This window comes from Pseudomonas sp. 3-2, from assembly GCF_019710535.1.
GTDB classification, from domain to species: Bacteria; Pseudomonadota; Gammaproteobacteria; order Pseudomonadales; family Pseudomonadaceae; genus Aquipseudomonas; species Aquipseudomonas pharyngis.
On the sequence record NZ_CP081200.1, the window covers coordinates 4298926 to 4322298 of the forward strand.

The following is a 23373-nucleotide window of genomic DNA, read 5'->3' on the forward strand; positions in this document are numbered from 1 at the left end:
CGCCCAAGCGCAGTGGCAACCAGGTACGTTTTTTCACCACTGGCGAGGATTACTACAAGGATCTGGCCAAGAAAATCGCCAAGGCCGAAACCTCGATTTTCATCACGGGCTGGCAGGTCAACTACGATGTGACCCTGGACGGCAAGCAGACCTTGTGGGAGTGCTTGTACAACGCCCTCCAGGCGCACCCGACACTGAAAGTGTTTGTCATGCCGTGGCTGAGCCCGGCGGCAAGCGTCGGCACCCATGACTTCGAAACCATGCTGGCGGTTTTCCAGCTCAACGCCGGGCTGAAAGTGCCGCGCGCCTTCTGCACCCCGGCCATCCAGCAAAGCGACATGAAGGGCCTGGGCTCGACATTTTCCCATCACCAAAAGTGCGTGGTGATCGACAACAAGATCGGCTATGTCGGCGGTATCGACCTGGCCTACGGTCGTCGGGATGACAACAACTTCAGCCTCAGCGCCGTCGACCGCCAGGGTAACGATGCGTATAACCCTGGGATTCCGCACCTGGGCTGGATGGACATGAACAAGCACGTCAGTCGAGCCGGCCTGCTGTTGGGCACGCTGTTCGACCTGTCCAAACCGCTGGCCGAAACGACCATCGGCACAGAAAACACCAACATCAAACTGGCGTTGCCCCGTCGCGCCAGCGTGATCAACGCCGTCGCGGCGATTCAGAACTTCTTCGCAAGTCCCCCCCTGCCCGTTCTGGACCGGGCAATGAAGGCCGGCAAAAGCCTGAAGGAGTCCGTGTCCTCCATCGATCCTTTGGCCAGGCCCAGGGAGTATCTGACCGACGCGGCCATCCGCAATATCACCGCGCTGATCAAACACAACTGGACGCGCCTGCCGCTTGCCGAACCGCTCAAAGGCCAGGCTCAAGTGTGGATTCGCGAAGTCGAAACCAGCGCCGGCAATTTGCAGGCTTCGCTGCGTCTGAAGAGTTACGAGCTGATCAACAACTGGACGAACTCGACCGATCTCGGCCGCCTTGTCGCGATGTTCTGCGACAAGGGTTACGACGCCATGCCCGCAGAGAAAATGGGCTGGCTTAACAACATCGGCCAATTGACCACTTCATTGCTCGGGCACTTTTACGCATTGCTGCAAGACCGCGTGGCCAATCACCGGGAGCCCTTTGAATATCTCAAACACCAACCGCAGCCACTGGCTTCGGCAGATTACAGCCGGCTGGACAAGGACCAGCCGCGCATGCCGTGGCAAGACGTTCACAGCCGCATCGAGGGGCCATCGGTGTACGACCTGTCGCGCAATTTCATCGACCGCTGGAACGGCCAACAGGCTTACATCGCCGAGATCAAGAGCCTGGAAAAAACCACCGTCATCGTCGCCCTGATGGAGTGGGTCAACACGCTGGTCAGGGACGCCGGCCTGCCCCATCACCTGGATCTCAACAATCAGATCAACCTGAAGCTGCCCATGCCCAAACCGGTCTGGATCGATCAGGCCCCGACCCTGCCGACGCCACCGCAGACAGCGCAAGGCGGAGTCAGCGTGCAAGTGTTGCGCAGCGCTTCAGCCGCGATGACCACTCAGGAAGCCAAGGGTCGAGACATGGCCAGGGTCAACCTGCCGCTGCCCGAGGGTTTCAACGTGGGCGGCGTCCAGGACAACTGCCTGCGCGCCATGCTGCAGACCATTTCCAGTGCCCAGCACTTCATCTACATCGAGAATCAGTTCTTCCAGACCGACTTCGGTGACGAGGGCGAACTGGCAGAAGGTCGGCCACTGTCCGGCCCGATGGCCAGCCTGCGCGACCCGTCTACCTTGAACGAGAATTTCGTCGCCCGGATCAAACTGCGTGAAGCGATGGAGGACCAGGACTTCACCCGGATCGACTGGAAAGAAGTCAACGCCATCAGCAAGGAACCCGGTGAAGAGGCCCGCACCTTTCTCAAAAGTTTCCTCATGATCTGGCAGACCAACGCACAGGGCTGGCTGACTCAGAAACTGGGGAAAGAACAGAAGCTCACCAACACCATCGGCAAAGCGCTGGCCGACCGCATCGGTCGGGCGATTGCCGAAAACCGTCCTTTTCACGTGTACCTGATTTTGCCGGTGCATCCGGAAGGTGCGCTGAACGTGCTGAACCTTATGCACCAGGTTCACCTGACCATGCAAAGTCTGGTGTTTGGCGAACAGAGTCTGGTCAAACGCATTCAACGGCACATGGCGATGAAGGACATGATGGATCGCGGGGCGAGCAAGGAAGAGGCCGGGAAGATTATTGAGCGGGTGGATACGAATGGAGATCCCGTTTACGTACAGCAGGACTGGTCAAAATATTTGACCCTGCTCAACCTGCGCACTTGGGATACGCTTGGCGACCGCGTGGTCACTGAACAGATCTACGTGCACAGCAAGTTGTTGATTGCGGATGATCGGGTGGCGATTCTCGGCAGCGCCAATATCAATGACCGCAGTCAATGCGGGACACGTGACTCTGAGCTGGCAGTCATTGTGCGCGATAGCGAATCGACTGAAGCCAAGCTGGACGGCAAGCACAACCAGAAGGTAGGGAAGATAATCAATAAATTGCGCAAGGATTTGTGGAAGAAGCACTTCGGAATGAGTCAGGCGAAGCAAAATGGCCCTGTGGCTCACTTTACTGTTTCGGACGAAGTTCTCGATCAGCCGGCTGCAGAAAAAACTTGGCGAGATATTCAGAAGCGCGCGAAGAATAATTCGGAAGCTTACGAGCAGTCATTCAACTTCATTCCTCAGAACATCAGTCAGGTGCAAATACTTGTTGATCCAACGACAGCGTCTGAACCTGCCGGGGACATGCCAGCATCAATCTGGCCAACGTGGACATATCGCTCCCCAGATGATCATAAACGTGGTGGAAAACTGGCAGACTGTTTGCCACATGAAGAGGGATTTTGGGAGAGCAAGACATGGGCTGGGGTGAAAACCTATTCCGCTCCCATGGGCATCAAGGGATTCATTACTGCCCTACCAATCGGCTGGACGAAAGGTGAGAACAATGACTCAGGATTGAACCTGACGATCATCGCTCACAACGAAGACAGAAAGAGCGACGTACACATCGCAAGTGTGAGCGAAACGTCCAATCGAAATGAGCACAGTTCATGACACGAATCATCGCCACCTTCGCCGGCTTGTTGCTGGGCACCCAATCAGCCCTTGCTGAGCCTGCCCTGCACGAATGTCTGGGACGTACCAGATTCGAGTCACCGGAAGCATTCGAGTGGGCAACGTTTGCTATCGAACGTAGCAACATGAAAGGTGCAGGAGGACACGTATTTTCCAAGAATGTGCATGCGGTGGGCGACTACGTTAGTTATGACTTCGACGAACTCACCATCAGAGTCAGCGATGCCACGACACGTGAAAATTTTGAAAGACAACGCAACGCCATCGTTCACGAAACCGAACTCTACAAAAAGCGCCTCGAGGACAAGCTTGAAACCAACAAGGACCTTTTGGTATCGATCAAGGAGATGAACTATTCCCATGACGAGGTGAAAAAGCAGGAGGAACGAATAAAAAAACTGGAAGAGCAAATACCCAAAGTAAAAAATTACGAACACGATCTAGGCATCCCCGACTCCTATGTCCTGGGCAGCAAAGAAACGCCCTACGAATTCCTGCTCTGGCGCAACAACCGGGTGTTCTACTTCAACATGAACAAACCCGCCGAGAACTCCGCGCAAAGGATCAAGGATCTCGCCGCCCGCTTCGAAGCCCGCGACCTCTATGAAGTACCCGAAGGCCCCGGCGTCTGTATGCCTTACGGCTTTATCCATGACGACGGCAAAACCGGTTTCAACGTCAAGAACAGCCTGCGCTTCACCAGCACGCCCAACGTCATCATGAGCCTGATCAACGCCTCACTCGGCAACCACGCCAAACCCACCGACGGCACCTACGACACCGACTACCGCCCCGGCTACGACGCCGAAATCTGGAAAAAGTCGAAGATCATGGAGAAGTTCTACATCGGCGATCGCATGACCACCCTCGAAGGCTGGCGTCTGGACCCTCGTCCGGAAACCACCGAACAGGATCGCGCCTGGTTCGCCATCGCCCATGTCGGCGGTCTGGCGAGCCCGCTGATCGCAGCGCAGATGTTCACTTTCCAGAAAGGCACCGACGGCCTGAAAGATCTGGTGCCACCGCCCGAAGCGGTTGTCCCGCGCTTTTTGAAGTTGACGCGAAGCATCCGCGAGCAGTGAAACGCTGTCACCGATCAGCCGAATCGGGAACTCAAGGTCGCGGCCCATGGACTGATGTGCAACGATGTTGCCCTGCATCACGCCATTGACCGCAAGACCAAGGACGCTTCATGACTGCCATCAACACCCCGCCGCCCCTCGCCCCCGGACGTCTGCAACAGATGTCCACGCGCATCGCCTTCTTCATTGCCGGGCTCGGCATCGCCGCGTGGGCGCCGCTGGTGCCGTACGCCAAGGCGCGGGCCGGGCTCGATGAAGGCACCTTGGGATTGTTGTTGCTGTGCCTGGGCGTCGGCTCCATTCTGGCGATGCCGCTGGCGGGGATTCTGGCCACGCGGTTTGGCTGCCGGAAGGTGGCCACCGGCGGCACGCTGCTGATCTGTGCAGCATTGCCGTTGCTGGCGACGGTGTCGTCGATTCCGGCGTTGATCGCCACGCTGTTCATGTTCGGCGCCGGGCTGGGCACGGTGGATTCGACAGTGAACCTGCAAGCGGTGATCGTCGAGCGGGCCAGCGGCAAGAACATGATGTCGGGGTTTCACGGCCTGTTCAGCCTCGGCGGGATCGTCGGCGCGGCGGGCGTGAGCGCCCTGCTCGGTCTCGGGCTGTCGCCACTGGCGGCGATGCTGGTGGTGGTTGTAGTGCTGATTGCGGCGCTGTTCAAAGCCGTGCCGCACATGCTGCCTTACGGCAGTGAAAGCTCGGGGCCTGCGTTCGCGGTGCCCCACGGGATCGTGCTGTTCATCGGCGGCATGTGCTTCATCGTGTTCCTCACCGAAGGCGCGGCGCTGGACTGGAGCGCGGTGTTCCTGGCCCAGGAACGCGGGATCGACACCGCCTATGCGGGGCTGGGTTACGCAGCGTTCGCTTTGACCATGACGGCCGGCCGCTTGACCGGTGACCGGATCGTCCGGGCATTGGGCGCAACCCGGATCATTCTGTTTGGCGGTCTGCTGGCGGCGGCGGGATTGTTTCTGGCGACCTTCGCCCCGAGCTGGCAAGCCGCGCTGCTCGGTTATGCGCTGGTTGGCGCCGGGTGTTCGAACATCGTGCCGGTGCTGTACACGGCGGTGGGCAAGCAGACGGTGATGCCGGAAAGCATCGCCGTACCGGCAATCACCACACTGGGTTATGCAGGGATTCTCGCAGGCCCGGCGGTGATCGGGTTTGTCGCCCACGCCAGCAGCCTGAGTTTTGCCTTCGGGTTGATGGCGACGTTGCTGGTGGCGGTGGCGATTGGCGGCAAAGCGCTCAAAGTCTGAAAAACATCATCTGAACGCCCCCGAAGCGAACCCGCTCCCACAAGATACAAACGATCCCTGTGGGAGCTGCGGTTCGACGATTCGACTTGCCCGCGATGAAGCCACCTCGGTCTATCAGAAACCGACGCTGGCCTGCACGAAGAACGTCCGCGGCGTGCCCACGTAGATCCCCGAGTTGTTGTCGCTGGAGCGGGTGAAGTACTGCTTGTCGAAGATGTTCTTCACCCCGGCGCCGAGCTTCAGGTTCGACAGCTGCGAACCGAAGTCATAGCCGCCGCGCACGTTCCAGGTCACGTAACCCGGAATGTCGCCGTACTGCCCGTCCACCGTGCCTTCGGTGATGTAATTGCCATTGAAGCTGCCATCAGCATTCACGCCAGTGCCCGGCGAGCGCTGTTTGGACTGGGCGAAGCCGTCGATGTTGTAGGTCCAGCGGTTGATGTCGTAACGCAGGCCGACGGTCGCCACCTGACGCGAGTAGAACGGCAGGTCGCGGCCCTTGAAGCCCGGGATCTCGCCTTCGTAGGTCGCGCGGGTGTAAGTGAAACCGGCGTTGGCGGTCAGGCCATCCAGGCGTGGATCGAGCGCCGCCATGTCGTAGTGCACCGACGCTTCGATACCCTGGTGCTTGGTTGCGCCGAGGTTGGTCCAGCCCACGTCGTTGCTGATGTATTGCAGTTCGTCGTCGAAGTCGATGTAGAACAGCGTCACTTCCCCGCCCCACACGTCATCGTTGTAGCGCGTGCCGATTTCGTAGGTCTTGGCTTTCTCCGGCTCCAGACCGTTGGCGGTCTGGTCACCCGAGCCGCCCTGGCCGAGCTGAAAGTACTGAAGGCTGCCGAACGACGTCTCGTAGTTGGCGAACAGCTTCCACGCATCGGACAGGTGATACATCACGCTCAGGGCCGGCAGCGGCTCGTTGCTTTCGATGCTGCGGTTTTTCTCCGGCACGCGTTTGCCGGCGGTGTCGAGCACAGCGCGATCATGCCAGTCAGTGCTGATGTGCTCGAAGCGAATGCCCGGGGTCACGGTCCAGTTGCCGACGTCGATCTTGTTGTCGATGTAGACCGAGTTGGCCTCGGTGCCACCGGTGCGATCCTGGAACACATGACCGTCGGAGGTCTTGGTGACCACCGGCACATTGTTGACCAGCGCCAGACGGCTTGATTGCTCGTGCATCGCTTCTTTCAGATAACGGTAACCGACGCTGACTTCCTGAGTGGTCGGGCCGACGTCGAACACACGCGAAACACGCGGCTCGATGCCCAGCGTGTAATAGGAACGCGGGAACGAGCTGAGGGTTTTCTGATCGCGGGCGGCGATGGTGCTGCCGCGAAAGCTGTCGGAATAGTAGGTCAGCACTTCCGCCTGAGTGCGCTCGTCGATCTGCCGGATCCACTTGAACGACACGTCCTTGCGGCGGCCGCTGAAGCCGTCGTAGTCGCGGTCGGACTGGAACGGTTTGTCGTCGTAGTGTTTCTGCGTCAGGCCGCCGGGCATGTCGGCGCTGGCGTCGTAGTAGTGGAAGTTGAGGCTGAAATCGTCCTGATCGGTCGGCGCCCAGTGGGTCTTGAGGATCACGTCGTCGATGTCGTTGCCGTTGTTGCGCTCGCGGTAACCGTTGCCGTTGACGCCCGAGTACAACAGCGCCATGCCGATGCCGTTGTCGGCGGTGCCGCCGAGAAACGCGGTATCGATGTGTTTCCAGCCACCGTGCTGGGAGGTTTCCAGGGTGGTGCCGATTTCACCGGTGGTTTTTTCCGGGATCGCGCGGGTCACGAAGTTGATCACGCCGCCGACGTTCTGCGGTCCGTAACGCACGGAGCCGGCACCCCGAACCACGTCGATGCTGTCGAGGTTGCCGGAAGAGATCGGTGCCATCGACAGTTGTGGCTGGCCGTACGGCGCAAAAGCGGCCGGCACGCCGTCGATCAATACGGTGGAGCGTGGCGACAGACGCGACGTCAAACCCCGCACGCCGACGTTCAGCGATATGTCGCTGCCGCCGGTGCCGTTGGCTTCCTGGACTTGCACGCCGGGCACGCGGCGCAGTACGTCGCCGACGTTCATCGCGCCCTGCTCGACCATCGCTTCACGGCGAATCACCGTGCGCGCGCCGGGGTGGTTCTGCACCACGGCGGCGTCGGCGTCGCCGAGCCAGTCGCCGACCACCTTGATGTCGGTCACGCCCAGCTCCAGCGGGCCGCTGGCAGCGGAAGTCGGGGCCGGCGACAGCGTCACCGAACCTTCATTGATCTGGTAATCCAGACCGCTGCCTTGCAGCAATTGGCGCAGGGCCTGCTCCGGAGAAAGATTGCCATCCACCGCCGGCGCCTGTTTGCCGGCGACCAGGTCCGGGCTGAAAAACACCTGCAACGACGTTTGCTGGCCCAGTTCGCTCAGGGCCTGACCCAGCGGCTGGGCGCGGATGTGAATGGCTTCGGCGGCGAAAGCCATCGGCATGGCGGCGTTGACCGCCAGCGCGAGCGCCAGCGGCAACCAAGGGGATTTATTGTTTTTGGCGGTGGAGTTTTTCACGTCGAACGGAGTCCTGTGGATCGCAAGAGTGTGCGGCTGTTAATGCAAACCAGTTGCAGTTGAACAGGAAGACGACGAACTCGAAAAAAACCTGAATTTTATTTTGAAATTATTTCCTGGCTGCCGTCGGCAAGGGTGCGCACGGCCACCGGAAGGATGTTCGGCAAGGCCTTGAGCAAGGCATCGGTGTTGTCGGATTTGAACACGCTGGTCAGGCGCAAATTGGCCACGGCGGGGTTAGAGACCTTCAGCGGCTTGTCGCGATAACGCGACACTTCCTCGGCGACTTCGCTGAGGCTGGCGTTGTTGAACACCAGTTTGCCGCTGCGCCAGGCGGTCAGTTCCACCGGATTGACCGCATACGCCGGCGCCACTTTGCCTTGAGCATCGATCCGCGTGCCGAGGCCGGCAGTCAGGCTGATGAAATCGGCCTCGGCCGCATCACGCCCCTGCACCTTGACCGTGCCCTGCTCCACCGCGACCCGGGTCTGCGTCACGTCACGTCGCACATCGAAGCGGGTGCCAGTGACCGTGACCTTGCCGCTGCCGGCCTGGACCACGAACGGACGGGACGTGTCGTGCTCGACGCTGAACATCGCTTCGCCTTCGGTCAGCTCGATGAGCCGCCGATCCTTTTCGAAACGCACCTGCAAGCGGCTGCGGCTGTTGAGGTCGATCACCGAGCCGTCCGGCAACGCCACATGCTTGCGCTCGCCGAGCGCGGTGGCGAATTCGGCGCTGTAACCCGTTGGGTGATTCAAGCCGCTGAACAGGCCGAGCCCGAGCGCCACCGCGACCACGCTGGCCGCCACGGCGTAACGCAACAACGGACGGCGTTCGCGCCGCGCCGGCGGGGTTTCGCACAGGGCCTTGAGCCGTGGCGCTGGCAGCAGATCCGCCGCCGTCCACAAGCCTTGCAGCAACTGGAATTCGTCACGGTGCTGCGGATGTTCCTCCAGCCACGCGTCGAAACGCTGCTGTTCGTCGACGCTGACGGCCGGCTCCTGCAAACGCACAAACCAGCGTGCCGCGTCATCGCGCACCGTTGTTTGCCCGCACGCGCAATCACGAGTATCCATCATGGAATGTCCTGTTTGGCTGGGGATGAAAAGACGCCACGGCTCATGATTGCGCCCCGTCCAGGCGATCACGCAGATGCCGCAGGGTGCGGATCATATACTTTTCCACCATGTTCTTGGACAGGCCCAGGCGTTCGGCGATTTCCGCCTGGGTCAGGCCTTCGATCTTCTGCCAGACGAAGATTCGTCGGCAATTGACCGGAAGCTCCGTGAGCGCGCGTTCGATGGAATCGGCCAGCTGGATCGCATGCATGTAATGCTCCGGGTCGCCGGTCGGCGCCTCACTGAGATCGATCGCCTCCGACTCCATGGCGCCCCGCCGGTCCTCACGCCGATAGCCGTCCACCGCGATGTTGCGCGCGGTCTGGTGCAGATACGCCCGGGGTTGCTGCACCGCCGACGAATCGGATTCGAGCACCCGCACAAAGGTGTCGTGCGCCAGATCCTCGGCCTGCGAGCGATTGCGCAGGCGACGGGTCCAGGTGCCGATCAACTCTTCGTAATGCTCGAGAAAGCCGGGTCTGCGGGGCAGCATGGGGGTCATTGCGGCGTGCTGAAGAAAGGGGCGTGAATAGTAATGCTTCCTATTAAGACGAAGCAATGGATTCCTCGGGTGTGCCGACGAAGCTGTTTTCCCTATCCCTTCGGCGCTCTAATTCGCGGCAGTCCCTGCCTTGCGTGGGCAGAACCACCCGCGTACCAAGCCCCCTGGTATTCACCGTCCATGGCTCTAATGAAAAGCACCGCGATAGTCGCGGTGCAGTTTCCATACCCCCAGGCTGCCAAGCCACTCTGGCTGAACAGCCCTTGATGCATGGCGGCTCAGCCTTTTTCGTCAATACCCGCTTGAAGTGACTGACTGTCGAAATGACCGCTGACGGTCACCGGACCAACTTTCAGGTTGCCGTTTTCAAGGGACACCTTCGGTGCGTTTTCTTCGGTTTTGTGTGGCAGATCCAGCCCGGCTTTCACGCCGTAGTCGCGGTTGCTCAGGTCGCTGCTGTTGACCTTCGAACCACCCAGATCGACCCCGCCTTCAGTTGCAGAAATCCGCGCACCGGTCAGCTGCGTAGCGCCGCCAACGGTGAGATTCACACCCTGACCAGCGCTGATACCGGAAGCCTGTTTGACGCTGTCCTTGTGCGCGTATTCGCCGTCGACTTTCAGCGTTGGCTTGTAGTCGGTGCCAGCCAGTTTGCCCTTGTCGTCGGCCGGGGTCTTCTTGGCGGTCAGGCCCAGATCCACGTCAACCTTGGCGTGAGTGCTGGAGTCCTGACGGCTTTCGACCGACAGATCACCGGCCACGTTGCCGCTGACATTGCGCGCATCAATCCGCGCACCGCTCAGGCTCGCATCACCGGCGCTGTTCAACACCACCGTGTCAGCCTTGATCTGGCTGTTCTGCCGGGTGGTGCCTTGCAGGTAATCCACGCCGACCTTGGCCCCGGCATTGAAGCCGTGATCGCTGCTGACTTTTTCATCGGCGGCGGTCGGTGTGCTTTTGCTCAGATTGCCACCGGCGTTCAACGCCACATTCCAGTTGTTGCGGTCGTCGGTGGACTGCGCGGACTCCTGAACGAAACCGCCCTTCTGCGCGTCGATGCTGACGTTTGGCGCGCTGACCTGAGTGCCTTGCAGGTGCACCGAATCGCCGCTCAACGCTATGCCGTTCTGGCTGTTGAGCTGGCCACCGTTGAGGGTCTGGGTGTTCTCGTTGACCCGACCGAGGTTGAAATTGCCGCTGAGGTTGCCGCCCTGATCGTGGCTCTTCTCGCTGCTGGTCTTGCTGCCGCCGGCCTTCAGGCCGCCGCCGAGATTGCTGCCGGTGGCGACGTGGGTATCAGTGGCTACTTGCAGGTCGAGTTTGCCGTCGGCCTTCAGGTCGATAGCACCGGCACTGTCGATCTTGGTGCCTTGCTGCACCTGATTGCCGCCGCTGCTCAATTGCACCGGGCCGTTGCCGCTGAGGCTGGCGACGTGCGCCTGGCTGTCGGCGGTCTGGTTGCCTTTGTGATCGAGCTGGAACCCGGCGCCGAGATCGACATTGGTGCCGTCGGTGCCCGGCAAGGTGCCGACAGTCAGCGAGCCATTGCCGCGCAGGCTGGAGCTGTCGCTGCTCTGGCGGTCGTTCGCCTGATTCAGCGCCAGATCCCCGCCGGTCTTGACGCTGACACCGCCCTGGCCGCCGTCGAAACGACTGCCTTCGAACTGTGCGTCGCGGGCGACATTGACGTTCACGCCCTGATTGCCAGCGTAACCGCCGACCACCGCCGTGGAGCTGTCCTTGCTCGACTGGCTGCTACCACCCGCGCCGCTGCCGGCCACGTTCACGTCTTCGCCGGTCTTGGTGTAGACGCGCACATCGACCTTGGCATCCACCGAGTTGTCGGTGCTGCTGTGGGTGTTGTTCGCGGCATCGGCCACCAGTTTGTCGGCGCTGATGTTCACTTTGCCGGCGCTGGCGTTGTACTGGGTGCCCTGATCGTGCAGCGTGCCGCCGACCTTCACGTCCACGGTCTGGCCGTCGAACCGGCTGACTACGGCGTTGCTGCCCTGCTCGGTTTTATCGGCGCCGGCATGACCGACTGCCACGTCGATCCCGACGTTCGGCTGACCGAGATTGGCCAGTGCGTCCTTGTCCGGCACCTTGCCGTCGAGCACGTCTTTCACCGCGCCGGCAATCGGCCGGGCGATGTCTTTGTACTCGACGTTGGCGCCGATGTCCGCCGACCAGTTGCTCTCGCTGTGGGTGCTGCGTTCGGTGTTGCTCGCAGCACGGTTGTCGACTTCGTTGGCAGCGACGTTCAGACCGTTGCCGGACTTCAGTTGCGCGCCTTCGGTGGCGAGTTTGTCAGCGTTGATGTTCAGGCTGCCGCTGCTCTGCACGCCGGTGGTTTGCGCAATGGTTTTGCCGGTGGAGTCCTGCGAAGTGCTGTGCGAGAAATCCACACCGCTGCCCGCGCGGTCGAGGCCGCCGGTGTAGTAGAAACCGCCGCCGGTGCTGCGGGTTTCGGTCGAGGTGCTGTGGCTGTCCTGCTCGGCCAGCAGCGAGACGTTCTTGCCGCTCAGGGTGGTGTCGCCGGCGGTGGATTTCACCTCGGCGCCCTTCAGCGTCAGATCGCCGCCCGCGTTCACTTGCACGCTGCCGCCGCTGAGGCTGGAACCCTGCTGCGTGACGTCGTTGGCGGTGACGGTTTGCGCCTTGTCTGCGTAATGCACGCCGGCGCGATATTGCTCCGCCGTCTGCTCCTTGGCGTAGGCGTCGAAACCACGAGTCTGCGTGCTCTTGCTGCTGTCGTGGGTGTTCTGCGTCGAATGCACATTTACATCGCCCGCAGCATCGGCCACCAGCGCGCCGCCAGCCTTGACCGTGGAACCGGCGACGTCGATGTCCTTGGCGCTCTTGAGCTTGAGGTTGCTGTCGGAAGCGAGCTCGCTGCGCACCGTGGTGCTGTCCTTGCTGTTCTGCCGGGACTCGTCCTTGGTGATGCCGAAGAACTTGCTGTCCTTGTCGTGGTTGTTGCTGTGCGAGGTGTCCTGCACACCGTCGATGGTCAGCGAACCGTTGTCGCTGATCACGCTGGCATCCTGGCCGCCGCGCACCTGGCTGGCGCTGATGCGCACGTCGTCAGCCTTGACCACCAGTTTGCCGGCCGCGTTGATCTTACTGCCCTGATGCTGGGTCTGGCCCTTGTCGGCGTCGCCGGTCTTGCCGAAGAAACCGCCGCCGACCAGATCACCGGAGTAGCGATTGTCGCTGCTGCGATGGGTGCGGGTCGCGGTGGTGATTTCCACTTGTTTGCCGGCCAGTCGCAGATCGCCGGCGCTGTTCAGCTCGGCGCCTTCGGCGCGCAACAGTGCAGCGGTCTGCAGGGCAATGTTGCCGGCCTTCAACTGGCTGGTGATGCTGCGCTGCTCTTCGCTGCTGCTGTCCCAATCGGCTTTCCACAGGTGTTTGCGGTGCTTGCCCTGATCGGTCCGGGTGTGGCTTTCAGTGGCGGCGGTCAGGCGCAGGTCACCGCCGCTTTGCACGCTGAGGTTGTTCTTCGCTTCGACCTTGGCGGCTTTCAGTTCGGTGTCTTTGCCGGACGAGAGTTGCGCGTCGCGGCTGGCGACGATCTGGCTGCCGTGCTGGCGCGAATCACTGTCGGTCCTGGTGCGATCGTAGGTTTCCCAGGTGATGCCGATGGTGCTGTTGTTCCAGTTCTCGCGCTGTTCCTGGAGCTTGCGGCTTTCGACGGTGGTCAGGGTCAGGTTGCGTTTGGCCTCGACCTTCACGTCACGACCGCTGACATCGGTGGCGGCCAGCGTCAGGTCCTTGCCGCTGTGCAGGCCTACGTCGCCCTGGCTGCTGCGAATGCCGGCACGGGTCACGTCGAGGCTGTCGGGAATCGCCTGACCACTGACGCTCAAGTCGCCCGCCGAACGAATCTGCACGCCGTCACGTCCGGCGACTTGCACCGCGCCCACTTTCACGCCCGCGCCTTCTGCGGTGCTGACGATGTTGATGCGCCCGGCCTGCATCGCGCCGAACAGGCTGGCGTCGATCCGCTGATCGGTGGTGTTGCCCGCCGGGTCCACGGCTTTCACCTGGCCGCTGGCGTAGTCGACCTGATTGCGCCCGACGGTGAGATTCAGTTGATCGCGAGCGCTGATTACGCCCTGGCTGTCGATGCGCGGCGCGATCAGGTTGATCGAGCCTTCGCCGTTGCGCAGGCCACCGCCCTGAATCTGCAACTGGCCGGTGGCGTCGCGGGTGCTCAGGGCTTGCAGCTTGCCGTCGTTCAGCTCGGGACGGCCGACCAGCAGATTGGCGTTCGGCGTGTTGATGAAACTGCCGCCGTTCACCGAAATGCCGTTCGGGTTGGCGAGCACGTAGTCGGCGGCGCGACCGAAGATTTCCTGGGCGCCGTTGATGGCCGACGGGTTGCGGCTGATCACTTCGTTGAGGATCACGCTCGCGGCCTGGCCCTGCAATTGCGGGTTGGCCGCCAGTTGCCCGGCGAGCTGCGATTGCCCGGCCTGAAGGGCGTTGTTCAGCACCAGTCCCTGACGGTCGACGTTGTAGTCGAGGAACTGGTTATGCGACAGGCCTGAGCCGTTGGGCGCGACGATGTTGACGATCGGGACGCCGCCCTGGGTGTGCAGTTGCGCGGTGCCGCCGGGGCCGGGCGCAACCACCACACCGCCGGCCATGGCGCCCGGCAGGTGAGCGACCAGAAACAGGCTGGCAATCGCCCAGCGCAGTTTGCCCCGTGGGGAAAGATGAAACGCAAAGGTGTTCATTGGCATAAAAAACTCTCCATGTAGTGCGGCATCACGTTGCGCGTTGAGTTGAAGGCCACGGCTGTCGCGCTCAGGTCCGATGGCTGTTGTTCACTGACGTTCATATCTGTAATCCGACCCGCATCAGCCAGGTTTCGGGCTCGCGGTGCAGGCCGGTCGGGGTGTTGAGGCTGCGTTGGTAATCGACATCCACTTGCAGGTTTTTCCAGCCCAGGTTGAGGCCGACGCTGGCGCCGCTCAGACGTTGAACCGGAGCGCCGTGATCGGCCTTGATCCAGCCGTGGTCGAGGCCGACGCGCGGGGTGAGCTGCACCGGCAGATCGCTGCGCAGCGGCAGGCGCAAGGTGTTGCGCCAGATCGCGCCGCTGGCGCCGGACGCGCTGCTGACCCGATAACCGCGCACGGCGGAATCATCGGTGCCGAGCAGTTGTTCGATGGCCGGCAATGGATCCGGGCTGTACTGCAAATTGAGCTGGCTCTGCCATTGCCAGGTCTGCGCGCCGAGCTGGCCGTTGCGCCACTGGCTGAGGCCGGCGCGGTACTTGCGAAACTGCGCCTTGGGCAGGTTTTTGACCTGGCGATCGGCATCGTCGTCGGCGCCGAACCCGCTTAAACCCTGGGCGTAATTGACGTCGAGGTTCCACACCGCGCGGTCGAGCCAGAACAGATTGAGCCCCGCTTCGGCCACAGTCAGAGTCGGGCTTTGAATACCGAGGCGGACGTTTTCCAGATAACTGTCAACGTCCTTGTGCGCCAGTTGCAGGTTGGCACTGAGCTGATGGCTCTGGTCACGCCACAACACCCGGTCGGCGCGCAGGCTGAGCTGATCGGTGATGCCGGTGCTGTGCAGGGTCGCCGTGCTGAGTTTGAACGGCGCGCGGTATTCGGCGTGGCTGGCGAAGGTGCTGAACGTCCAGTATCCGTAGGGAATCGCGTAATAGAGGCTGGCGTTGCGGCTGTAGCGGTCGCCCTGATTGAGGGTGTCGCTGGCGCTGAGGCTCAGCAGATCGTTGAGTTCGAGCGGGCTGTCGAGGGTCAGGCTCAGGGTGTCACGGTCACGACCGGTGCTGGCACTGCCGAGGTTGTCGAAACCGGCACCGAGGGCCCAGCGTGACTGCCCGGAAGTACGTGAACGCAAGATGATTTTTGACGCACCGGGCTGGCTGCCGGGGGCGATGTCGGCGGTCAGGTCGAGCGAGCGCAGACGGTTCAACTGATCCAGACCCTGCTCCAGATCCCGCAGGTTCAGCGGCTTGCCGAGCATTCCGGGGAACGCGCCACCGAGGGAAACCGGCAGGCTTTGATCCGCCAGTTCGATGGACTCGATGTAGCCTTCGTCGATCAGGATATCCAGCGACTGCCCCGCCGCCGGCGCACCGCTCAGGTACGGCCGACTGGCGATGTAGCCCTTCTCCACGTACAGCGCGGTGATGGTCGCCAGCAAATGGTTGATCTGGCCGACGCCCATGCACGGCGCCAGCAACGGTTTGATCCGGGCGTTGAGTTTGTCTTTATCGATCAGCGTCACACCGCCGATGCGCGTGCCGCTCAAGGGCCAGCAGCGTTCGTCGGGGTTGATCGACTCAGGAATGGCCGGGGCAGCAGGCGTCGGGCCGAACGCGCCGCGCTCCAGTTGGCGCGTGCGCTGTTCGAGTTGCAGTTGTTGCAGGTCACGCTGTTGCAGTTGTTGCTGGCGCAGCACTTCCTGGCCCGGGGCTGGAGTTTCGGCGGCGAGAACGCTGGGCGCACACGCACTCAACAACAAGGCCGACAACAGCGGGCGCGGCAGGGAACGACTACGAGAAACAGCGCAAAGCGAATACGGCACTCAACATCCTTGCAATCAACTGGCGTAATGCCACCCCATCAATTGCGGTGATAGTCAGAGCCTTCCTACACAAATGCAAGACGCTTCCTACGCTGCTTACATTTCTTAAACAAATGCCCTTTTAGCGCGGATCGCCAGCGATAATGCCAGCAAGTTGCAGATCATCAGGGTTTCCCCGAGAGCCTGAGACCAGGCTGCCAACATCAATCCCCCGCCGATCAGCAGGTAGTAAAACAGTCCCAGCAAGGCGCCGGCGGTACCCAAACGATCCGTGTAATTGCTCAAGGCTGCTCCCAGAATGTTCGGAATCGCCATGCCGAACGCCAGTACCACCAGCAGCATCGGCAGCACGAACCAGACGTACGCCTGCAACAGCCACACGCCGAAGCCACCGAGCAAACCGGTGACGGCCGCAAGGCGAATCAACTGCAGCGGACTGCAACCGATTTGCAGCAAGCGTTTGTTGAACCATGCTCCAAACCCTGAGGCCAACGCGAGCATCACGCCGCTGTAGCCGAACGCTGAACTGCTCAGTCCAAGCCGCTCGAACAGAAACGGTCCGAGGCTGTAATAGCTGAACAACGCAACGTTGAACGTTGCGATCCACAAAGCCGAACGCCATATGCCGGGATCGCGCAGCATATCGCCCATGGTTGCGAACAGACCGACGGGGGTCAGTTGTGGTGGACGGGTTTCCGGCAAGACGCGCCAACTCCAGAGCAACAAGGCCGACGCCAGTAGCAACAACGCAGCAAGCACGCCGCGATAACCAAAGCCCTGAACCAGACTCGCGCCGCTGAACAGTCCGATGGCCGGGCTGGCCGCCAGCGCCATGCCCACCAGAGAAAAGACCTGGGCCAGTTCGCTCCCGCGAAAACGATCGCGCAACAGTGTCTGGGTCACCACCGAGCCAACCGCAGCGCCGAATGCCGCCAGCGCCTGGGCCATCAACAAACCGTTGAAACTGCGAACACTCAAACCAAGCACGCAGGCAAAAACATAAATCGCCAGACCGGCGAGCATCGAGGGCCGGCGGCCGATCCGGTCGCACACGCGGCCCCACGTCACCACACCCAACGCAAAAGCCAGGAAGTACACCGACAGGGTTTGCCCTGCCGCTTGCGGACCGACGCTGAATGCCCGGCCTATATCCCCCAGCGCCGGGCTGAACAAGGTCTGGGCGATCTGCGGGAACATCAGCAGTGCAATCGCCAACATCAACAACTTTCCAGGGTTCATCACCATGACTCCTCAACAAAAACGCCGAGGAGTTTAAAAAGTCGTGACTGCCGTATTATCCGAATCCTGACAATTTATCGTTGAAATCGGACAACCCATGGCCTGGCTCGAAGCCCACGATCGTTTTGACCCTGATCGCTTCCCGGCGCCGGTGATCGGCATCGCCTCTACCCTCGGCGATCACGACTCCGGCCTGCATCGGCATCAGCGCGGGCAACTGCTCTACACCCGACAGGGCTGCACGCGCATCACGCTGGCGCAGCAGTTTTGCCTGCTGCCGCCGTCGCGGGCGGCGTGGATTCCCGGTGGCGTCACGCATCGGGCGGTGATGCAGCAAAGCGTCGATTACCGCTCCCTCTACCTGACGCCCGAGTTGTGCTGTGAGCTGCCGCAACAGGTTTGCGTGATTGAGGTCAGCCCGTTGCTGCGCGCGGTGCTGGAACCGATGGCGATTGCCGATTTCGCCACCGATTGGCAACAAGGCAAATTCGCCCATCTGCTAGGGCTGTGTCTGAGTGAAATCCGTGACGCGGCGCAGCAACCGATGCTCCTGCCTCTGCCGCAAGACAAGCGTCTCGCCCCCCTGCTTGCACGCCCCGAGCAACTGCCACCAGAACTGCAAGTGCTGGAGCAACAAATCGGCGCCAGCAGCCGTACCATCGGCCGGATCTTCCAGCGCGAAACCGGCATGAGCTATCAGCAATGGCGCCAACAGTGGCGGCTGATGCGCGCCATGGAATTGCTCGCCACTGGGCGCAACCTCGGCTACTGCGCGTTTGAACTGGGCTTCGCCAGCGACAGCGCATTCATTGCGTTCTTCAAATCCATGACCGGCAGCACACCCGGCGCCTGGCTCAAGTAAGCAACTGACGACCGGCGATAAAAATCAATTGCCACAAAATATTACTCGCGTCATATTACGGTCGTAATAGCCATTCCGCTTCTTCAGGTATTACGCCATGACCAGCATGCCCACCGTAGAACCCGATCTCGCCGTTCCGGTCAGCGCCCCCAAACCTCCTCTGCTCAAACGCCTGCTGTTGCCCACTGCGGGTTTGGCCGCGCTGGTGTTCGTCGGCCTGTATGCCGTGCATTGGTGGGGCACGGGGCGATTTCTCGAGGAGACCGACGATGCCTACATCGGCGGCGACGTCACGGTGATCGGACCGAAAGTCGCCGGTTACATCGAGGAAGTGCTGGTCAGCGACAACCAGAAGGTGAAGGCCGGCGACGTGCTGATCCGCCTCGATGCCCGCGACTACCGCGCCAATCTGGCCAAGGCCGAAGGCGCGGTCGCCGCCGAAGAGGCGCTGCTGGCTAACCTCGACGCCACCGAACAACTGCAGCAAGCGGTGATCGGTCAGGCCCGTGCCGGTATCGATGCCGCCAGCGCCGAAACCGCCCGTTCGCGGGATGACAACGCGCGCTACAAACGTCTGGTGACCACCAACGCAGTCTCGGTGGAAAGCGCGCAACGGGCCGACGCCACCTTCAAGACCGCGCAAGCCTTGAGCGCCAAAGCCCAGGCCGAACTGCTGGCCGCGCAACGCCAACTCACCGTGATCGAAACCCAGAAACAACAGGCTCGCGCCGCCCTCCAGCAAGCCCGGGCCGAACGTGATCTGGCGCAACTCAACCTCGGCTACACCGAGCTGCGCGCCCCGGTCGACGGCGTGATCGGCAACCGCCGCGCGCGAGTCGGCGCTTATGCGCAGGCCGGTTCGCAGCAGTTGTCGGTGGTGCCGGCCAGCGGCCTGTGGGTCGATGCGAACTTCAAGGAAGACCAACTGGCGCGGATGAAACCCGGCCAGCGCGTGAGCATCCGCGCCGACGTATTGTCCGGCCAGGAATTCCACGGTCGCCTCGACAGCCTCGCCCCGGCCACCGGTTCGCAGTTCAGTGTGCTGCCGCCGGAAAACGCCACCGGCAACTTCACCAAAATCGTCCAGCGTGTACCGGTGCGGATCCTGCTCGACCCGGCCGACGGCGTGCTCGGCCACCTGCGTCCGGGCCTGTCGGTGACGGCTGAAGTCGACACCCGCGCCCAACCTGAAACCACGGCTGTGGCCAGCGCGCCATGAGCACCGCCCTCACCGCTGCCGCGCAGCCATTCAACGCCGCCGAGATGGCGACGGCGACCAAAGTGTTCGCCTTCGCCACGATGTGCATCGGCATGTTCATCGCGTTGCTCGACATCCAGATCGTCTCGGCCTCGCTGCGCGATATCGGCGGCGGGTTGTCCGCCGGCACCGATGAAACGGCGTGGGTGCAGACCAGTTACCTGATCGCCGAGATCATCGTGATTCCGCTGTCGGGCTGGCTGTCGCGAGTGTTCTCCACGCGCTGGCTGTTCTGCGCTTCAGCGGTCGGCTTCACCCTCGCCAGCCTGCTCTGCGGCATCGCCTGGAACATCCAGAGCATGATCGCCTTTCGCGCGCTGCAAGGGTTTCTCGGTGGGTCGATGATTCCGCTGGTGTTCACCACCGCTTTCTTTTTCTTCACCGGCAAACAGCGGGTAATCGCCGCTGCCACCATCGGCGCCGTGGCTTCGCTGGCGCCAACATTAGGCCCAGTGATCGGCGGCTGGATCACCGACATTTCCTCCTGGCACTGGCTGTTCTACATCAATCTGGTGCCGGGAATTTTCGTCGCCGTGGCGGTGCCGATGCTGGTGAAGATCGACCAGCCGGAACTGTCGCTGCTCAAGGGCGCGGACTATTTGAGCATGGTGTTTCTGGCGCTGTTTCTCGGCTGCCTGGAATACACCCTCGAGGAAGGCCCGCGCTGGAACTGGTCCAGCGACCAGACCATCCTGACCACCGCATGGATCAGTGGCCTCGCGGGGCTGGCCTTCATCGGCCGCACGCTGCACGTGGCCAATCCGATCGTCGACCTGCGCGCCCTCAAGGATCGCAACTTCGCCCTTGGCTGCTTCTTTTCCTTTGTCACCGGGATCGGCCTGTTCGCGACGATTTACCTGACGCCGCTGTTTCTCGGCCGGGTGCGCGGGTACGGCGCGCTGGACATTGGTCTGGCGGTTTTCTCCACCGGGGTGTTCCAGATCATGGCGATTCCGCTGTACGCCTTTCTGGCCAATCGCATCGATCTGCGCTGGATCATGATGGCGGGCCTGGCGTTGTTCGCCTTGTCGATGTGGGAATTCAGTCCGATCACCCATGACTGGGGCGCCGGAGAATTGCTGCTGCCACAAGCCCTGCGCGGAATCGCCCAGCAACTGGCGGTGCCGCCGGCAGTAACGTTGACGTTGGGTGGCCTGGCACCGGCGCGGCTCAAGCATGCGTCGGGCCTGTTCAACCTGATGCGCAATCTGGGCGGTGCAATCGGAATTGCGGCGTGCGCGACCATTCTCAACGACCGCACCAACCTGCACTTCACCCGGTTGGCGGAGCATCTGAACAGCAGCAACGAAGCAGTGAATCAGTGGCTGGCCCAGGTCGGCGGCAACTTTGCCGCACTGGGTCAGAGCGGCGATGTCGGCCTCACTGCCAGCCTGCGTCAGCTGTGGCTGCTGACCTACCGTGAAGCGCAGACGCAAACCTACGGCGACACGTTCCTGATGATCATGGTGTGCTTCGGCATCGCCACGGCGATGGTGCCCTTGATGCGCAAGGTGCAACCACCGGCCGCGCCGAGTGCCGACGCACATTGATCGATCAGGCCTGTGGGGTTTTACGGAAGCCCACGGCCAGACGGTTCCAGCTGTTGATGGTGCTGATCGCGACCGTCAGGTCGACCATTTCCTGGGGCGAGAACTGCGCAGCGACCACTTCGTAGTCTTCGTCCGGGGCGTGGGTCAGGCTCAGTTGGGTCAGGGTTTCGGTCCACAGCAGCGCGGCGCGTTCACGTTCGGTGAAAAACGGCGCTTCACGCCAGGCGGTCACGGCGAACAACCGGCGCGGGGTTTCGCCGCCCTTGATCGCGTCGGCGGTGTGCATGTCGATGCAGAACGCACAGCCATTGATCTGCGAAGCGCGCAGCTTGACCAGTTCGATCAGGTTTTTTTCCAGCGGCAATTTCGAGACGGCGGTTTCCAGGGCGATCATCGCTTTCAGGGCATCTGGGGACGCGGTGTAGAAATCGATACGAGGTTTCATGGCGACTCTCCGGGGCAAGTGAATGTGGGGCTACGTTAGTCCCGGCGTCCGGACCGGCAAATAGCCAATCTCCCGGAAGATGGGTAGGCCACTACGCGGATGTCAGAAAAGAAAGTGTGAAAGGACAATTGCCATCACTCGTTGCGCGCCACTAGAATGCGATCAATTCTTAATTGCACCCTAATCGCACTCTCGATTGCATCTCTGGCAACGGACGCCCGAAACGAGTACCTGCCCTCCATGTCGTCCCTCGATCAGCCGTTGAATCAGCAAGTCCAGACGCTCTACAGCGAACACCACGGGTGGCTGCAGGGCTGGCTGCAGCGCAAGTTGGGCAACCGCTGCGAGGCGGCCGATCTGGCGCACGATACCTTTTTGCGCCTGCTCACCCGGCAGGTGATCAAGCCGCTGGGCAACGAGCCCCGGGCACTGCTGACGCACATCGCCAAAGGCCTGATGATCGATCGCTGGCGGCGTCAGGACCTGGAGCGCGCGTACCTGGAAACCATCGCGCACCTGCCCGCCGCCGAAGTGCCGTCGCCGGAAACCCGCTACCTGATTCTGGAAACCCTGTGGCGCATCGAAGCGCTGCTGCGCGAACTGCCCGAGCAAACCCGCGAGACCTTCCTGCTGTCGCAGATCGAAGGCCTGACCTACGCGCAGATCGCCACGCGCCTGAATGTTTCGCTGATCACCGTCAAACGGCACATGCGTGCCGCGTTCATTGCCTGCCTGAGTGTCGCCTGATGAATTCGTCGATGATCAATCCGCAGATTCTCGGCGAAGCCGCCGACTGGCTGGTGCAACTGCATTCCGGCACCGCGACCCCGTCCGACCACCAGGCCATCGCCCAATGGCGCACCCGCAGCGCCGAGCACGCCATTGCCTGGCAACGGGCCGAAGCGTTGCTGGGGGACTTGCGCAGCGTGCCGGCCAACGTCGCGCTCCAGACCTTGAAACGCGCCTCCCGCAAGGAAGGCCTGAGCCGTCGCCAGACCCTCACCCGCCTCGGCTTGCTGTTGATGGCCGGACCGCTGGGCATCGCTTCGCAGCATGTGCCGTGGCAGCAATGGACCGCCGACCAGCGCACCGCCGTCGGCGAACAAAAGAACCTGCAATTGCCGGACGGCACCCAACTGGTGCTCAACACCGACAGCGCGGTGGACATCGCTTTCAGCCCGGTGGAGCGTCGCGTCCTGCTGCTCAACGGCGAAGTGCTGATCAACACCGCCGCAGATGCCAGCGCCCGTCCGTTCATTGTCGAAACCCCGCAAGGTGTGGCCCGCGCACTGGGCACGCGATTCTGCGTGCGCACCGAAGGTTCGCGCAGCCAGGTGTCGGTGCTCGAAGGCCAGGTTCAGATCACCCCGCAACTGCTCAAGCAGAGTGCGATTCTTCAGGCGGGCGAGCGCCAGCGCTTCAAGCTCAACAGCTTCGACAGCGCCGAAACCTTCGACACCGTGTCCCTGGCCTGGGACAAAGGCATGCTGCTGGCCAGCAACATGCGCCTGGACGAATTGCTCGGCGAGCTGAGCCGCTATCGCCGGGGCGTGCTGCGCTGTCATCCGGACGTCGCGGCGATGCGCGTGTCCGGGGCGTTTTCCCTGCGCGACACCGACGCCAGCCTGCGTTTGCTCAGCGATACCCTGCCACTGAACATCAACAGCCTGACCCGTTATTGGCTGTCGGTGGAACCGCGTGTCTGAGCCCTCGGAAAATATTTTCCGTATTCACTGATACCTTTTCGCGTCTCGTCCGGTGAGTGGATAGACCTTTCAATTCCACGCCCCCGACAGGAACA

The 23373-nt window shown here is 61.8% G+C and carries 15 protein-coding genes; 8 read left to right on the forward strand and 7 right to left on the reverse strand.

Annotated features, from left to right (window positions below; all coding sequences use genetic code 11):
- Positions 1-128: 128 nt before the first annotated feature.
- From K3819_RS19370 to K3819_RS19380, 3 genes are all read left to right on the forward strand, one after another.
- Entirely contained in the window at positions 129-3122 is a 2994-nt protein-coding gene (locus tag K3819_RS19370) for a phospholipase D-like domain-containing protein (RefSeq protein WP_311736286.1), read from the forward strand.
- Positions 3123-3148: 26 nt separating this feature from the next.
- Positions 3149-4225: a hypothetical protein gene (locus tag K3819_RS29515; RefSeq protein WP_260328943.1), complete on the forward strand. Its 1077-nt coding sequence runs from the start codon at positions 3149-3151 to the stop codon at positions 4223-4225.
- A gap of 110 nt (positions 4226-4335) precedes the next feature.
- Complete coding sequence (locus K3819_RS19380) at positions 4336-5487, forward strand: MFS transporter (protein ID WP_085613177.1); 1152 nt, start codon at positions 4336-4338, stop codon at positions 5485-5487.
- Between the two features lie 114 nt (positions 5488-5601).
- Here K3819_RS19380 and K3819_RS19385 read toward each other — a convergent pair whose 3' ends face one another.
- From K3819_RS19385 to K3819_RS19410, 6 genes are all read right to left on the reverse strand, one after another.
- Entirely contained in the window at positions 5602-8025 is a 2424-nt protein-coding gene (locus K3819_RS19385) for a TonB-dependent receptor (RefSeq protein ID WP_221397742.1), read from the reverse strand.
- A 98-nt stretch (positions 8026-8123) separates the two neighbouring features.
- On the reverse strand, positions 8124-9107 hold the full coding sequence (locus K3819_RS19390) for a FecR family protein (protein WP_221397743.1): 984 nt from the start codon (positions 9105-9107) through the stop codon (positions 8124-8126).
- A gap of 40 nt (positions 9108-9147) precedes the next feature.
- Positions 9148-9648 carry a sigma-70 family RNA polymerase sigma factor gene (locus K3819_RS19395; protein WP_064598003.1) on the reverse strand — a complete coding sequence of 167 codons (501 nt, stop codon included), beginning with the start codon at positions 9646-9648 and terminating at the stop codon, positions 9148-9150.
- A gap of 278 nt (positions 9649-9926) precedes the next feature.
- Positions 9927-14396 carry a hemagglutinin repeat-containing protein gene (locus K3819_RS19400; RefSeq protein WP_221397744.1) on the reverse strand — a complete coding sequence of 1490 codons (4470 nt, stop codon included), beginning with the start codon at positions 14394-14396 and terminating at the stop codon, positions 9927-9929.
- A gap of 94 nt (positions 14397-14490) precedes the next feature.
- Positions 14491-16218 (reverse strand): ShlB/FhaC/HecB family hemolysin secretion/activation protein, encoded by a 1728-nt coding sequence (locus K3819_RS19405; RefSeq protein ID WP_221397745.1) that lies wholly within the window; start codon positions 16216-16218, stop codon positions 14491-14493.
- 105 nt (positions 16219-16323) lie between these two features.
- Entirely contained in the window at positions 16324-17457 is a 1134-nt protein-coding gene (locus tag K3819_RS19410; protein ID WP_085613170.1) for an MFS transporter, read from the reverse strand.
- 97 nt (positions 17458-17554) lie between these two features.
- Here K3819_RS19410 and K3819_RS19415 point away from each other — a divergent pair, with 97 nt between their 5' ends.
- The 3 genes from K3819_RS19415 (at position 17555) to K3819_RS19425 (ending at position 21127) form a co-directional block, all read left to right on the forward strand.
- Positions 17555-18319, forward strand: a complete 765-nt coding sequence (locus tag K3819_RS19415; protein WP_085613169.1) for a helix-turn-helix transcriptional regulator — start codon at positions 17555-17557, stop codon at positions 18317-18319.
- A gap of 97 nt (positions 18320-18416) precedes the next feature.
- Positions 18417-19538: an HlyD family secretion protein gene (locus tag K3819_RS19420; protein ID WP_221397746.1), complete on the forward strand. Its 1122-nt coding sequence runs from the start codon at positions 18417-18419 to the stop codon at positions 19536-19538.
- Positions 19535-21127, forward strand: a complete 1593-nt coding sequence (locus tag K3819_RS19425) for a DHA2 family efflux MFS transporter permease subunit (protein ID WP_221397747.1) — start codon at positions 19535-19537, stop codon at positions 21125-21127. The genes K3819_RS19420 and K3819_RS19425 overlap by 4 nt, the downstream gene beginning before the upstream one ends.
- A 4-nt stretch (positions 21128-21131) precedes the next feature.
- Here K3819_RS19425 and K3819_RS19430 read toward each other — a convergent pair whose 3' ends face one another.
- Positions 21132-21572, reverse strand: a complete 441-nt coding sequence (locus K3819_RS19430; RefSeq protein ID WP_064598013.1) for a carboxymuconolactone decarboxylase family protein — start codon at positions 21570-21572, stop codon at positions 21132-21134.
- Positions 21573-21812: 240 nt separating this feature from the next.
- Here K3819_RS19430 and K3819_RS19435 point away from each other — a divergent pair, with 240 nt between their 5' ends.
- Entirely contained in the window at positions 21813-22319 is a 507-nt protein-coding gene (locus K3819_RS19435; protein WP_085613166.1) for a sigma-70 family RNA polymerase sigma factor, read from the forward strand.
- Positions 22319-23278: a FecR domain-containing protein gene (locus tag K3819_RS19440; protein WP_221397748.1), complete on the forward strand. Its 960-nt coding sequence runs from the start codon at positions 22319-22321 to the stop codon at positions 23276-23278. The genes K3819_RS19435 and K3819_RS19440 overlap by 1 nt, the downstream gene beginning before the upstream one ends.
- Positions 23279-23373: the final 95 nt, after the last annotated feature.

Excerpts from the sequence above, each read along its gene's own strand:
- K3819_RS19415 (WP_085613169.1), top strand. The coding sequence starts at position 17,555 with ATGGCCTGGCTCGAAGCCCACGATCGTTTTGACCCTGATCGCTTCCCG.
- K3819_RS19425 (WP_221397747.1), top strand. The coding sequence starts at position 19,535 with ATGAGCACCGCCCTCACCGCTGCCGCGCAGCCATTCAACGCCGCCGAG.
- K3819_RS19420 (WP_221397746.1), top strand. The coding sequence starts at position 18,417 with ATGACCAGCATGCCCACCGTAGAACCCGATCTCGCCGTTCCGGTCAGC.
- K3819_RS19440 (WP_221397748.1), top strand. The coding sequence starts at position 22,319 with ATGAATTCGTCGATGATCAATCCGCAGATTCTCGGCGAAGCCGCCGAC.
- K3819_RS19390 (WP_221397743.1), bottom strand. The coding sequence starts at position 9,107 with ATGATGGATACTCGTGATTGCGCGTGCGGGCAAACAACGGTGCGCGAT.
- K3819_RS19410 (WP_085613170.1), bottom strand. The coding sequence starts at position 17,457 with ATGAACCCTGGAAAGTTGTTGATGTTGGCGATTGCACTGCTGATGTTC.
- K3819_RS19380 (WP_085613177.1), top strand. The coding sequence starts at position 4,336 with ATGACTGCCATCAACACCCCGCCGCCCCTCGCCCCCGGACGTCTGCAA.
- K3819_RS19430 (WP_064598013.1), bottom strand. The coding sequence starts at position 21,572 with ATGAAACCTCGTATCGATTTCTACACCGCGTCCCCAGATGCCCTGAAA.
- K3819_RS19400 (WP_221397744.1), bottom strand. The coding sequence starts at position 14,396 with ATGCCAATGAACACCTTTGCGTTTCATCTTTCCCCACGGGGCAAACTG.
- K3819_RS19435 (WP_085613166.1), top strand. The coding sequence starts at position 21,813 with ATGTCGTCCCTCGATCAGCCGTTGAATCAGCAAGTCCAGACGCTCTAC.
- K3819_RS19395 (WP_064598003.1), bottom strand. The coding sequence starts at position 9,648 with ATGACCCCCATGCTGCCCCGCAGACCCGGCTTTCTCGAGCATTACGAA.